General features: G+C 57.2%; 10 protein-coding genes and 1 riboswitch. Of the genes, 6 read left to right on the plus strand and 4 right to left on the minus strand.

What is annotated here, in order from left to right; all coding sequences use genetic code 11:
- Nucleotides 1–489: 489 nt before the first annotated feature.
- The 6 genes from IVA92_RS07770 to IVA92_RS07790 all read left to right on the plus strand — a co-directional run bounded on the left by IVA92_RS07770 (nt 490) and on the right by IVA92_RS07790 (nt 6,824).
- Nucleotides 490–693, plus strand: coding sequence for a 4Fe-4S binding protein (locus tag IVA92_RS07770; protein WP_247279022.1), 204 nt, complete (start codon nt 490–492; stop codon nt 691–693).
- A 63-nt stretch (nt 694–756) separates the two neighbouring features.
- Nucleotides 757–1,002: a hypothetical protein gene (locus IVA92_RS07775; RefSeq protein ID WP_247279023.1), complete on the plus strand. Its 246-nt coding sequence runs from the start codon at nt 757–759 to the stop codon at nt 1,000–1,002.
- A gap of 84 nt (nt 1,003–1,086) precedes the next feature.
- Entirely contained in the window at nt 1,087–1,473 is a 387-nt protein-coding gene (locus IVA92_RS07780; protein WP_247279024.1) for an aminotransferase class V-fold PLP-dependent enzyme, read from the plus strand.
- 176 nt (nt 1,474–1,649) lie between these two features.
- A riboswitch (cobalamin riboswitch) is annotated at nt 1,650–1,849 on the plus strand.
- Between the two features lie 99 nt (nt 1,850–1,948).
- Entirely contained in the window at nt 1,949–4,264 is a 2,316-nt protein-coding gene (gene metE, locus IVA92_RS07785) for a 5-methyltetrahydropteroyltriglutamate--homocysteine S-methyltransferase (protein ID WP_247279025.1), read from the plus strand.
- Nucleotides 4,265–5,192: 928 nt separating this feature from the next.
- Complete coding sequence (locus IVA92_RS35955; protein WP_346658117.1) at nt 5,193–5,597, plus strand: DUF6538 domain-containing protein; 405 nt, start codon at nt 5,193–5,195, stop codon at nt 5,595–5,597.
- A 90-nt stretch (nt 5,598–5,687) separates the two neighbouring features.
- Nucleotides 5,688–6,824 carry a tyrosine-type recombinase/integrase gene (locus IVA92_RS07790; RefSeq protein ID WP_247279026.1) on the plus strand — a complete coding sequence of 379 codons (1,137 nt, stop codon included), beginning with the start codon at nt 5,688–5,690 and terminating at the stop codon, nt 6,822–6,824.
- Between the two features lie 14 nt (nt 6,825–6,838).
- Here the strand turns inward: IVA92_RS07790 and IVA92_RS07795 are convergent, their stop codons facing one another.
- From IVA92_RS07795 to IVA92_RS07810, 4 genes are all read right to left on the minus strand, one after another.
- Entirely contained in the window at nt 6,839–8,332 is a 1,494-nt protein-coding gene (locus tag IVA92_RS07795; RefSeq protein WP_247279027.1) for a HEPN domain-containing protein, read from the minus strand.
- A gap of 618 nt (nt 8,333–8,950) precedes the next feature.
- Entirely contained in the window at nt 8,951–10,576 is a 1,626-nt protein-coding gene (locus IVA92_RS07800) for an ATP-binding protein (protein WP_247279028.1), read from the minus strand.
- 119 nt (nt 10,577–10,695) lie between these two features.
- The gene (locus tag IVA92_RS07805; RefSeq protein WP_247279029.1) at nt 10,696–11,778 is read right to left on the minus strand and encodes a dsDNA nuclease domain-containing protein; all 1,083 of its coding nucleotides are present in this window, start codon (nt 11,776–11,778) and stop codon (nt 10,696–10,698) included.
- Nucleotides 11,779–12,138: 360 nt separating this feature from the next.
- On the minus strand, nt 12,139–14,067 hold the full coding sequence (locus IVA92_RS07810; protein WP_247279030.1) for a TonB-dependent receptor: 1,929 nt from the start codon (nt 14,065–14,067) through the stop codon (nt 12,139–12,141).
- Between the last annotated feature and the right edge of the window lie 308 nt (nt 14,068–14,375).

The following is a 14,375-nucleotide window of genomic DNA, read 5'->3' on the forward strand; positions in this document are numbered from 1 at the left end:
TTTGGGCCGTCAAAGCCCGAAAGTTTGCAATCCCCAAGACCTTCTCGCCCCGAAAACTGATTCTTGATCAACCGCTTGGAGGTTCTTCACGGACGACTAACGTTGCAGCCGTGAGCGAGGCTTGCACAAAACCTCCAGTCAGGGTGTGTGACCGGAGGTTTGCCGAGATCCGGCGTAGACGTGCGTCGGCTCGCGGCTTTTAGTCGCGCCGCCGGTTTCGGAATCGTCGAGCGTCGCTTGGCCCCGCGCTGCCATGCCAGACAAACGACGGAAGCTCCCAGCGGTCGAGTCGCGACTGGCTCTCGGAGTAGGGCCTGAGGGCTCGCATAGCTTGAAATTGAAGTGGCCCGTTGCTGTCGCAGATGTAGCATGGTCTCAGACCCGGGACAGCACCTTTGGGCAAATTGCCCATCATTGAGCGCGTCCGTCCTTGGCACGGCATTTGAAAGGGATCGCCAATGGCATCGCTCGCCTAAGGAGTCGGAAGGCATGGCTTACAAGATCGTCGCTTCGCAATGCACCGTTTGTGGGGCATGTGAGTTCGAGTGTCCCAACGCGGCGATCAGCCTCAAGCGCGACATTTACGTTATCGATGTCAAAAAGTGTACGGAGTGCGAGGGCCATTCCGACAGGCCGCAATGTGCGGTGGTCTGTCCGGTGCCTGACACCTGTGTCCCGTCGAAGACAGCATAAGCAGCCCGCGTCCAGAAGGCTTCACCGCTCGATTTCGCGAACGAAGTAGTAGATGTCGCGCTTGTGGAGGCCGCCGACCGCGTGGGGCGGATCGAGGTCGATCAACATCGTTATGACCTTAAGGCGCCGATCGATTCCGAGAAGCCCTCGAAGGGCTCTGCAGGATATCTAAAGCTACGTCACTTCGAAGCCGAAGAGACGGTCTCGATGCGCGACGAGATCGGTCCGGAGATCCTGATGACGTGCGAGAAGCTCGGCATCCGCTTGGCCGTGGTCACCATGCACGCGTGCATGAGCCTAGGCTCATAGCAGGATTCCCGCCGCCCGCGCTCGCCCCGCTCACTCCAGTTTCGCAAGTCAGCGTGCATCCTGACGTCCGGAACTGTTCCGGCGATGTCGCGCAGGCCAACATCCAGGCTGCACTACTCGCCAGCGGCGACGGAAACAACGAAGGCGCGCGCCATAGTCGCTCAGCACGTAAGTGCTTGGCGCACCGAGGAGATCATCTTGACCAACGCCACGGAGGCGATCGAGCTCGCGGCTCGTCGCGGGGTCCGCCGAACACAGGCAGTCCGACCTGATCATCCGTGCGATCCTGGAGCAATCCCGGCCTTGGCAATTCCTAAGGAGCCTCATGGCGCTGTGTTCAAGCGGATGTCGGCCGAGCATGATCGCAACTTCCTCACGGGCGAGTTCGAGAAGCTGCTGACGGAAAAGACCAGGCTTGTCGCGATCACGCAGATGTCGAAGCGCCCAGTGCGTTCGTTCTGCTCGCGTTAGCTCACGACTACGCCAAGAGGGTGTTGAGCGGACGCATTCATAAGCGGAGGCTTCACAGATCCACGCGTTTTTACCAGGCCGGGAGTAAGACCGTTGTGCCCTACCTGGTACAGCTGGCAATCGCTTGGGCAATATCGCGGCAACACTTAGTAGGTTGACGGATCGATCCTCGTGCGTCTAATGCCAGCCGTCGTGGTCTTCGGATTTCGTTTGATCCAGAGCTAAGAGGGAGCCGGTGCAATGCCGGCGCTGCCCCCGCAACTGTAAGCGGCGAGCCGCTGTCCAACGAAGTCACTGAAGCCATGCGGCTTCGGGAAGGCCGGACAGCAGCGACGACCCGCGAGCCAGGAGACCTGCCTCGACAATATATCGTCCACGGGCGGGGTGTCCCGGTGTGCGCCAAGCAGCTGTCGCTCACGCGATATTCGCTGCATGCGTCCGCCATGGCCTTTGTCCCAATTATGGGGTCTGATCTATGTCTATTCTTTCGCTTCCCGTTGCCACATTGGGGACGTCACGCATCGGCCCACGACGCGAACTCAAGTTCGCGCTCGAGAGCTACTGGGCGGGAAACTCCAGCGAAGCCGAGCTCCTCGAGGCGGGGAGTGGACTTCGTGCCGCTAATTGGGCACGGCAGAAATCCTGCGGTGTGACGGTCATTCCTTCGAATGACTTCTCGCTCTACGACCAGGTGCTCGATACCAGCGTAATGGTCGGAGCCATTCGCGACGTCTACGGCTGGACCGAAGGTCCTGTGTCGCTCAAGACCTACTTCGCCATGGCACGTGGCGCTCAGGACGGTGATCACACTCAGCATGGGCCTGGCGTAGCCGCACAGGAAATGACGAAGTGGTTCGATACCAACTACCACTACATGGTGCCGGAATTTCACCAGGATCAGATCTTTAAGTATTCCTCTCGAAAGCCGATCGAGGAATATGAGGAGGCAAAAAGCCTCGGCTACCAAACGCGCCCCGTCCTAGTTGGCCCAGTCACTTTCCTGAAGCTCGGCAAAAGCGGAAATCCCGCATTCAATCCGCTGTCGCTGCTTGATAGGCTCCTCCCAGTTTATGTCGATGTTCTCCGCGAACTAGCCTCGCGCGGTGCTGAATGGGTTCAGCTCGACGAGCCATGCCTGGTGATGGACGTCGACGAAGCGTCGCGGGCGGCTGTCCGCCGGGCCTATGCTCATTTCGCAAAGGTTGTGCCGGCCCTTAAAATCATGCTGGCCACTTATTTCGGCGCTATCGGCGACAATCTTGAAACAGCCCTTGCCTTGCCCGTTGCCGGGCTTCATGTCGATCTGGTTCGGGCACCCGACCAGTTGGACGCAATTGTCGCCACAGCCCACAGAGATCTCGTGGTCTCGCTAGGCGTCGTTGATGGTCGCAACGTCTGGCGCTCCAATCTTGCGGCGCTGCTCGACCAACTTGCCCCTTTTGTCAAAAAGCTGGGCAGGGACCGTGTTCAGATTGCTCCTTCCTGCTCGCTGCTTCATGTTCCGATCGACATTGAGCTAGAGACCGATCTCGATCCCAATCTGAAGACGTGGCTGGCGTTCTCAGTTCAGAAGATCAAGGAACTTTCGATATTGGGCAAAGCGCTGGCCGGCCATGCTGCCGAGGTGGCCGATGAACTTGCGCTTTCCGAGAACGCAGCCGTGACCCGCGAAACATCGCCCGAGATCCACAATGCGAATGTCGCCGGACGAATGGTCGCGATCGACGATAGCATGCGTCGCCGTCGCAGTGCGTTCACCCAGCGTGCCGACGTCCAGCGGGCCGCGTTCGCATTGCCGATGTTTCCAACGACAACCATCGGATCCTTCCCGCAAACGGTCGACGTCCGGAATGCGCGTGCGGCTCATGCGCGGGGAGCGCTGAATGACGCGCAGTACGAGCAGCTTCTGAAAGCGGAGACAGCCCGTACCGTGCAGTGGCAGGAAGATATCGGCCTGGACGTGCTCGTACACGGTGAGTTCGAGCGCAATGACATGGTTCAATACTTTGCCGAGCAGCTGTTGGGATTCGCTTTCACCAAGCACGGCTGGGTTCAGTCTTATGGATCGCGGTACGTTCGTCCGCCTATCCTGTTCGGAGATGTCTCCCGGCTGAAGCCGATGACCGTTGAATGGTGGCGCTTCGCGCAGTCTCTGACCAAGAAACCCGTCAAGGCTATGCTGACCGGACCGGTGACGATCCTGAACTGGTCGTTTGTCCGCGACGACATCTCGCGGAGCGAGACATGCCGTCAGATCGCTCTTGCGATCCGAGATGAGGTGATCGATCTTGAGGCGGCTGGAGCGACCATGATCCAGATCGACGAGGCTGCGTTGCGGGAGGGATTGCCGCTACGCAAATCGCAGTGGAGGAACTATCTCGATTGGGCAGTGGACAGCTTCCGCGTTTGCTCGTCCGCTGTCGCCGACGGAACTCAGATCCATACCCACATGTGCTATTCCGAGTTCAACGAAATCATCGATGCGATCGCAGCAATGGATGCTGACGTCATTTCAATCGAGACGTCCCGTTCTAAGATGGAATTGCTCGAGGCCTTCAAGAGCTACAAATATCCCAATGAGATCGGGCCCGGCGTCTATGACATTCATTCACCGCGCATTCCCGCAGCGGCGGAAATCAAGCAGCTGATTGTGTTGGCGCGGCAGCGAGTTTCCGATCGGCAGCTCTGGATCAATCCCGACTGCGGACTGAAAACTCGAAGCTGGGAGGAGGTGCGTCCCGCGCTCGTCAATATGGTGGCCGCCGCACGCGAGTTGCGGGCTGAGCCATGATGGTGCGGAGCGTTTCGCCAACGCGTTTGTGAACAAGATGCACGCGCTTTGGGGGCTTACGATGTCCTTGCGAGCTCCCAAAGTTCCCAGCGCCTCGGAATGCCGGCGGGCGCCGGCGGAGGCGGTCGCATACAGCCGGCGACAAGCTCGATTCTCGACCCGACGGCCGACAGCATGCCGGCGACGTCCGATCAGGTCACATATTGCGACGTCATTAACGCTCCACGCGAAGCACAGCCCTACTTTTTCATTTATCCATCGCGTGGATGCGTCCCATCACAACAATCTATTTTACCGTCCTTACGGAACGTCATACGAAATTCGCGTCCTGGCACGCTCTTCGGGAAAGGTAATCGAGCGTTGTTGGTTTTTGGGGGCGTGCCAAATGCTGCTGCGCGACGGCAAACTGCCGCTTGTGTTTCAGGGCACGGCAGCCAAACCGCTTGCGCGAAGGATCCCAGCTCGATCAAGGCACTGACGTCCCAACCGGACAGCGGGCGAGTGGTGGACAAGTCGTGAAGTTTCCGACAGGAGCGGAAGGCAAGCGGCTCCAAATTTCGCGCGGAGTGATATCCGTTTCTCCTTGTTTGACGGCGAATGCCCTCGCCGAAATCGATCGCCGGTAAGTCCTCCCTACCGACGAAAGCTGGTGCGATGCATAAAGCAGCGTCGTTCCTGCGTGACTTTCGCCCGGCCTCCGGAGGAGGCCGGGCTTTTTTGGTGCCCCAGGCATGGCGCGGACCGCGTGACTGGCGCGATTCGACCGGAGTAGTGTCCGGTCCTGACTTGGAGGTCAGAGTCCTTTCCTGGGCACCATACAATTCTGGATATCAAACAAATCCAGATAGATAAGTCCAATCAGAGTGTTGCGTTGGCCCCGACTGTGTAACAATGGGGCGTAACATTGCTGTTTAGGGTTGTTCGGCCGATGCGCCGGGACGGGTCTCGCTTTCCACTTTTCGTGCAACGCATTCCGGCTGATGTCCGGCGCAAGGCGGTCGGTTTCGAACTGGCGATTCCGCTCGGTGATGGCTTCGTTTTCGTGACGCCCAGCGAGGGCGCTCAGGCCGTCCGGTTCTCTCTTCGCACGGCAGAGCCAAATGAAGCTAAGAGGCGTCACGCGCTCGCTGCGGCCAGTCTAGCGATCATATGGGAGGCGCTCCGGAATGACGCCCCCGTGCGTTTAACCCACCGGCAGGCCACGGCTTTAGCGGGCGAACTCTATGGCGTGTGGGCGGACAGCGAGAGCCGCGCCCGAGTGTTGCCATGGTGCGCGCCCGGAGTGGGCTGGGCGCCCGACACTGAGAGCCAGGACGAGCAGGAAGCCCATTGAGCGGCCGTGGTGGCAATGTGGGCGAGGGTTGGCGAGGACGGTGACCCCCAAAAATTGGAGAAGCAGCTCGGGCCTATCGTGGACCGCCTCTTGCTGACCAAGGGCATTCGCCGTGTGGATGGCGAATCACGCGCACTCTTGCTCACCGCCTTTTGGATGGCGCTTCGGGACGCCTTCGCGGCCCGCCAACGGAATGCAGGCGGCGACTACTCGCTCGATCCCAAGGCCGCTCGCTTTCCGGAATGGCAGGCCCCGGCAGATGCGCCGAAGGAAAAGCCAAAGCGGGGTGCCTTCAAGAATTCCCTTACTGGGCTGGTTGAGGATTGGTGGAAGGAAGCGAAGCGGGCGGGTCGCAAGCAGAGCACCTATGAGAGCTATCGCAATTCGATGGCGCGCCTCGTGGCATTCCTGAAGCACGACACCGCGAGCCGGGTGACGCCGGAGGACATCGTTCGCTTCAAGGACTATCGCTTGCAGAGCGACGTAAGCCCGAAGACCGTAAAGGATAGCGACCTTGCCGGTCTGAAAACGGTGTTTGGATGGGCGGTGGTCAATCGTCGGCTGCCCAACAATCCGGCCGAAGGGATCACAATCAAGGTCGGCAAATCACGCAAGCTTCGGTCCAAGGGGTTCTATGATTCGGAGGCTATCGCCATCCTGAAGCATGCCCGCGAGTTTGTGCCCGGGAGGGAAGCCCCGAAGCTGGCAGCGGCCAAACGGTGGGTGCCGTGGCTGTGTGCCTTCACGGGCGCCCGCGTGGGTGAGATGATCCAGATTCGCAAAGAGGACTTGCGGCGCGAAGGCAAGCTTTGGGTGCTGCATGTGACGCCGGAGGCGGGACCGGTGAAGACGGACGAAGCGCGGGATGTTGTGCTTCATCGGCAAGTCATCGAGGAGGGCTTTATGGCGTTCTTTGAAAAGTCCAAGGGCGGCTATCTGTTCATTGACCCCAAGGCCGGAGAGTTGGGTGTGCGCAACGCGGTGAAGACTGCGCGGAACAAGGTCAATGAGTTTGTGCGTGAGGTGGTGAAGGACAAGAACGTTGATCCAAGCCACGGCTGGCGCCACCACTTCAAGACCGTGGGCATTGATCAGGGCGTCGAGATGCGCGTGCTGGATGCCATTCAGGGGCATGCGCCGCGCAATGTCTCGGAGGGCTACGGAGACGTGAGCATCAAAGCAAAGGCGAGCGCTATCGCTCAGTTCCCAGCCATTGAAGTCGCGTGAGTCGCCATACTGCCTCAGATTGAAGGCAGAGGGCGACAAGCGGTCTGTGCCATGGTGTTGTTGCCAAGCATCCCGGCGAGATTATCAAGAGGCAGTCCCATGGTGATGCAGGCGTGAATGCAATAGAGCACGATCAGCTTATAGGTGAGAAAGAGAGATAGATAAGATGCCACTTCAATAGGTAGATTTTTCCCGTCCTGCATGTGCGTTAGCACATTGCGTGTCTTGACTACAGCGGAAACAAAATCGGATCGGTCTCTGCAAATCTGATCTAATGCGAGTTGCGGGATGTCCTTGATCATATTTTGAACGAAGTTTGCAAAGCTTTCGCGATTGCTAGAGCGCAACAACTGTAAGAGCCGCTTCGCCGCATCTTCACCAAGCTGATTGTTGAATATTTTCTCAACTTCTCGACAGACCGCTCTAAACTGTTGTTTATTGTAGGGAGCGGCCTTGCTCTCCTCGCGACCAGCGATCTCCCACGCCTGCGCTACGGAAAGAAATTTCGATGTCGATGACACCTCGGTAAAGAGGGCATCAAAGATTAGCCAACGCGCTAGACGCGTCGACTCACTTGCGGCAAACCATCTCTCCAAAGCTTGTCGTGCGAGTCCGGGATGTCTTCCCAAAGGGACGAGCATCTGGTGAGGCATGAGGGAGAAACGTGCCGAGCGGTTCTGTTTTCCCATCTTCCAGATCAGTTCCGCCCTGTGAATCATATCGAGGCTGAGTGCTACTCTCTCACCGCGAAATGGCCCGATGCACAACAGGGCAAGAAACTGCTCGACTTCATAAGCTACGTTCACAAGCTCCGTTAAAGTCGCACCCTGCGACAGGATATAGACCGAGTCTGACGTTGTTATGCTGATCCCATCCAGGCTTGAACTGTTCTGTGAAATTGACGACGCGAATTGGATTTCGAACGATTTGTCCGCTCTGACAATTTGAGCTTTTGGCTGCTCGCGGTGGTGAACGAGAATGGCCTCATCTGCGCCAGTCAATTTCTTTAGCTTGTGCGTCGGGCTCTTCCGCTTCGGCTTCGATTCGACGAGGAACTGATGGTCAACGTCAATCGTCGATAGAATGTTGTGCAGGCCGGGCGCACGAAAGCTTAGTTCTTGGTAGGGCTCTTCGGCGCTAACGAAACCAGAGCCGCTCCACGCTTGGGACGGTCCTAGCGTTAGCTCGACCCGGGCCAGGGGCGGGTCTAGCTGAACTGCAGATTGGTAAGTCAATTGCGGGCAGTTAAAAAGTGTCACGTGCCCTGCCGCCTTCGTTCGACCGTGTAGCGTTGGCTGATTCGGCGGCGCGAAGGGCATCAAGCGGGGGTCGGTTCGGGTAAGAATTTCGAAGGGTGTGTTCCCGTCAATCGTAAGATAGAGGGTCAGACGGAGATTATCGTCTTCAAAGTACAGTACACCTGGAAATTCCTCGTTGCTTCCGAGGACGAACCACGTGCCAACGACGGGGTGAGATTTGAGACGATCGATTGTAACTGACTCGGGCATTGCAGAAGCTCGTCTCCCCTTGAAGTCGTTGGTTTGGAGAGACTAGCGGAGGACCGGTGGTTCTTGAAGTCGCGACGGCGCTGATTTCCGGCGTCAAGTTAGTCGGCTGTGGGTCACCAACGTCTCGTCTTGGTAATCAGAGACGGTCAGCGTCGGACCGCATTGAAATCTCTAGCGAGTGTTCGCGTAGTCGGCTGCTGCCGCTTGGCATGCCGCAATCTTCGCGCACGCCAGCACGGCGCCGTCACGTAGGGCACTCTCATAGGACTCGTCTTTCTGGTTTGCATGAAGATAGGCCCCGAGTAAGGCCGCAGCGACCAAAACCACGACGTAACGAGCTCGCTCCAAAATCAGCCGCGCTTTGGGGTTCTTTTGAATGCGAGTGACCGTCGCCAAGAATAGGAATTGGCGGATCAATCATGCATCGGCGATGTGGTGGCCGCTGCATTGAACTTGGCGCTGAATGATGCCTCAGAAATTGAAGGGGGCTACGGGGGAAAGCTCGCAGCCGACGCCCATGAGGTGACCTCTCAGATTTTGGACCCTTGCACAATTCTCGCCCGGGTCTGTCACCGGACGGTATCAAACCGGCCCAGAAAGGTTCTTTGCAGCGCCGGCCTAGAGCACAAGCTGCGCCAGATATGGCCGCAAATGTTCGCTAACAGCTGCAAACTGATTGTCGTCAAGTAGCTGGCGCTTCTGGACTCCCACGCTGGTGATGTCCGCATCATCGGCCGTTATGCCAACCGCATCCTCCACACCAAGTATTAATTGCGCGTTCTCGGGGCGCTTCTTGACAAGGAATGAGATAATTGCGGGCAGATGCTGCCCATCTTGCCCTTGCTGATTGGGGGCATCGATTACAATTGGGCAAAATGTCGACGATCCATATTCCTTGGCCGTGTGTAAGAATGCGTAAAAATATGCCGTGAGACCGCGCGGGCCTTCACTGCCACGAGCTAGATGCGCACTTGCGATTGAACCAGACTTAGTGCTCTCCACCCTCACATCGAGGCTCATCGAAAAGCTTGTGAGACGGCTGAAGAAGAAATCGGTAATCGTGGCTGACCTCTTGCGGTCAAGTGATTTGCGCATTGCAAGTCTTAGTTCTTCGATGCGGCCGCTAAGCGCACCCACCTTGCTTTCAATTTCGGTCACGCGCTCTCGCAGCACGCGGCTTGCCGCATTGCGGCCCTCCGCCGCCATCACCTCTTCCAGGGTGACGTCATTCTTGCGGGTCGAGAGAATCGCCTTAACCCGTGAAAGCGCAGTCTCGACCTCGCCCAACTCCTTCTGAGCGGTATCGATTTGCTTCTGAAGCCCGTCTTTTTGTTCTTTAGCTTGATGGAGGATGCTGATGAGGGCTTCAGTATCTGCGGCGATGCCGAATCGTCCGGCAATATCATTAGTGTAATGTTCTCCGCAGGTGGGACATTCGACATCTGCCGGATGACCAATGGCGCTTTTGAATACCTCGTCAAGTTCCGCGAGCGCCGCCTTTGCGATATCTATCTGTGTCGACCACAACGCGCGAGCATCAATCAGTTCGGATAGTTTTGCCCGGTGGGCATTCTGTCGATCAAGCAGTTCCGAGCACTCGGCCAACAGGCTGTTAGTTTCGGCCTCGAAGTCCTTGAGGTCGAAATAAACTCCCGCCTCTGGTTGCACGGAACGAATTTGCTCTAGTGCATCACGGAGTCCTTGAAGCCGGGCTGCCTCTTCTCGAAGTTCGACCGCTAGTCGGTCCCTCTCAGCCCTCGCAACGTAATAGGCGTTGGGCTTAAGACCGGAATGATACTCGGCGAGGCTTGCGTCTGAACTCGGAAGATACATCCCACGAAATGGCTTCCATGGTTCGGACCAGCTCTTATCTTGATCGATACAGAAAGGGGCAAATGCGTAAGCCGGTGGGGGGATAAGAACCTGCTCGCGCTTGTCGGTCATTAGGAGTCGGAAATCGAGAAGGTCGGCCATGAAAGGCGACAGCTCCCGAGTTACCGAGGTCGTTTGGAGGATCTTCTGCCCAGCTGCGTCGAACACCACATAGGTGCTCGCGATCTTCATAGCCGTATATGCTTCGCCAGCCACTTCGAAATCGACCGCAGAGGTGACACGCGCTCTACGCCAACTTTCGTCGATCCGATGCGGCTCGGCCCCTAAAGTATCATAGAGGCTCTTTATTAGGGCCGACTTTCCGAAGCCGTTTCCGGCGGACAGCACCGTTGCGCCCGGGCTGAACTCCATCGTGAAGGCTCGTCGCTCTTCTTGCGATAGAAGAAAGACTCTCTTGAACCTCATCGTGCGCACGTCGCCTGCCCCCACTAATATTCAATAGCAATCGTCGCAGTCCCAACCCCCGCCGCTTATTTTCCATTCATGGCCTCAAACAATTCGACGAATATGGCGGCATCAATTTCGATGGCGTCATAACTGGACAGCTCGGACATCTGCAGTTGAGCTTTGACCATCTCGACGACCGGCAGCAGGTTGCTACATTCCATTACGGCAGTCTCGATTGAGGCGAGAGGTTTGCTCACAATTTCGGAGAGCGTTATCGATCTGGCACTGCGATTTGAGCAGCCACGTAGGTGAGTGATTGTCTGCGTCTTCAGCCTGATTCGAAATGCGATCGAACGGCCAGCTTCCTTGAGTTCATCTTCAATGATGGACCAGCTATCGAGAATGCCCCGTCTATTCTCAGCGGCAGAAATAACGTCTGCCAGATCTTTCCGAGACAGCGACTTCCGAGCATATATATCGTCAATGCTACTGTATTCCGTCGCGTCGTTTGTTCGCGCTGTAACTTCCTCAAGGATAGTGCGATATAGAGCGCTGACAGCCAGTCTATCGGTGTTTTCGAGTATCTCGACCAACTTGCCCTTCACCATCGTGTCATAACCCGTTACAGGCACGTCAGTGCGTTCGTAGTGCAGCACGATGCTCTCGCTGGGTGACCGGGGCGGCGCAAAATCGAGATCCAGCGCCTTAGCAATCACTTCGCTGTCCTTGGGACCTAGACTGGCATGAGTAATATTCCGATGGTCGCTACCAGTCTTGGTGCCGTCCGCCAGCGTGAAGCTGAAAGATGCGTTCGTTAGGAATGTGCAACGCGTGACGGCCGATCCAAAAATAGTGGTGTGATGATACATCTTGCCGACAGGTGTGCAGGGGCTCTCGCCCTCCTTCTTGGCGAGGTTGGCAGCGGTCCATGGCTTTGACTGCTTGCCCTTGATCTGGATGAACGCGATCTTATCAGGATCATCGGGGCCTGTGAGAACCGCGAGGTCGTCGAAATGATCGAAGACGGCACGATAATCGAAGCCCGCTGCATGCCACTCTAGAACTTTGGCTAAACAAACGTGCACCTGAAACGCATACCTTGCGCCTGTCCGGGGTCCCGACTTCTCGCGCGGCTTCGCTGTAACAAGCGTTGTCGCTAGCGTCATACATCCCCCACCGCCCAAGGTTTCGCTACCCGGCCGATGCTACCTTGCAGCCTGAGCCGCGCCAAGGGCTCTTCATCCCCAAATCGATGGCTGCAACAAGACTTTCGGACGGCGGGATGCACCTGAGTTCATCGCGTCGACTAAGAACATCACTAAGCAAAATTCTACCTTATAATCAATGGTGACCGGGTCGCCTTTCGCAATCCAGCATGAAGCTCAGACCGGAAGCAGCGTTGAACGATGGCCCTAAAGCTGACCGGGAACGCAGCGAGCTGCGCCAGGAGGTCACCTCTTAGATGCTGGACCTTTGCGATCTCGGCCGGCGAGCAGCGATCGTTCAAATCGATATATATTCGAAGGTTAAAATTTGCCGGCGAGCGTAACCCGAAAGGCGCGGGGCTCGGCCGGATGCACGTGACGGTCAGCAACACCATGGACGGGTTCGCCCGGCAGGCGAGACACGTAATAATACTCAATCTGGTTGGTTTGGGCGTTGAACAGGTTAAGGACATCTAGCTGCAATCTAAGCCCATTGTCGAAGCGATAGCCGGCGCGTGCGTTGAATATGAGGGATGACAGAGAACGGACGCTGTCGTCCTCAATAAGGGGGCGTGGACCGAAATAGCGTGCCTTCAACGCCCCAAACCAGCCGGTCTCTCCTCCGAGCGTAACCGAACCGCTCGCGACCCATGCTGGTGCTCCGGGAATGCGATTGCCTGCAACATCGAAATCGGTGAACCTTGCCCGAGTATACGCAACGTCTAGGTCGAACGACAACCAAGTCAGCGGTTTATATTGATTGACCCACTCTACGCCAACACGACGGCTCGGCCGGTTGGGTTCAGTGGTTCCGGCATCGCCCACAAATAAAAGTTCGGAATCGAAATCAAGAACGAACACTGCGAGCGAACTCGTGAGATGATCGATCGCCTTGGTGCGAATACCTACTTCAGCGCCGCGCGAGCGGACGAGAAGCGGAACGCGATCAAGGGGTGTCACCTTGTCCTTCGGATCAACTGTGATGGCCGCACCCCTGATGTCGTTGCTGTGCAGTCCGTAACCAGCGTTGCCGTAGAACTCGGTTTTGAACCAGGGGCCGAGCACCAGCCCGGCTTTGGGGCTCGCCATGGACGCTCGGGCACTGCCAGAGTTTTCCGGTGTGTCGCTGAGGACGCGACCAGCGAAGATATCTTCGCGAATGCCCACTGTAGTTCGGAGCCAGTTAGTCCAACGTGTGGTCGTGTCGGTCCATATGCCGACGTTGCCCTCGCGCACGCGGTCTTCGCGCACCGTCGAGGGCACCGCACGCTGCTCCGTTTTAAAAAGTCCTACTTGAATATCGTCGTATCGACTTTGTATGCCAACCCGTGTTTCCGTCTCTAACCCACCAAAACGCCAGTCAATGGCATGGCGCGCGTCAAAGCCGCCCAGAGTGCGGCGGTCGAGCTGATTGAATTGATCGCCCTTGACAGGATTGTCCAGATAATATGTGAAGTTATTGAACAGCTGCAAATCGGAGCGAACGACGTAGGCGCTGATCTTGGTCTGGCCATACTCGCTGGATCGAGTCCAGTTGCTGGATAAACTGAAGCGACTGGACGTTCCTCCATCAGTAGGATCTAGGGAGCCGAAGCGGCCGATGATGCCCTGATCGATTGCCCGCTGAGCAACTTGATCGGTTGAATTCCAGCCATTGGAATAGGCCATCGCAGTCAGCGCAAGGCCATCGGTCACTGTGCCCTGACTATATCGCAGCACTCCATTGATCTTACGGACGTCGTCGGACACGTCCCACGGGCCGCTGTAGTTTGTGCTTTCGATCGCCGAGAGGAGCGTGCCAGCACCGACCGCGGTGGATGCTGCGGCGACGCCGCGCCGATAGCCGAAGCTACCAAACGTGGCCTCTGCAAGATTCTTTGGCAGCCTATTAACGTAGTCGATGCCAACAGCACCTGCTGAGCCGAAATCTCCAACGTCAGCAAAGTAGGGACCCTTCCGAACGTTGACCGACTGGATCAGCTCGGGAATGAGGAAATTAATGTCCGCATAGCCCTGTCCGTGGCCATGAGTCGGCATGTTGACCGGCATGCCGTCCACCGAAATGGCTAGATCGGTGCCGTGGTCAAGATTGAAGCCGCGCAGAAAATACTGATTGGCTTTGCCTTCGCCCGAGTGCTGGGTGACAATCAATCCGGGACCTACTTCGAGCGCTTCTCCCACTCGCGAGAAGGGCACTGCATTTACTTCTGCGCCCGTAAAGCGCACCGCGCTTGCCGCCGTGGGCTGCATTGTGGCGGCTCCATCGGCTGTCATCCCCTCAGCCAAGCTGGAATGGGCGCTAAGGTTGGGCTGTGATGACCGGGTTGCGACAGCATTTCTTCTCCCACGATCCCGTGAGGGCAGGCGTCGCGCGTTTCGACTTGCTGGTTTTGCGTCTGGAGCCGAAACGGTCACAGGTGGAAGCTGACTAGGCTTCAACCCCGATTGATCCTGCCCGGCTGCCGGCAAAGAAAGTATCGCTGTTGATGCTGTCGCGGAAATAACCCGCAATATTACTCGACGCATCGGCACGCCCCTGCGCCCGAAAGCCCCGCAAC

This window comes from Bradyrhizobium sp. 154 (genome assembly GCF_023073875.1).
GTDB lineage: Bacteria > Pseudomonadota > Alphaproteobacteria > Rhizobiales > Xanthobacteraceae > Bradyrhizobium.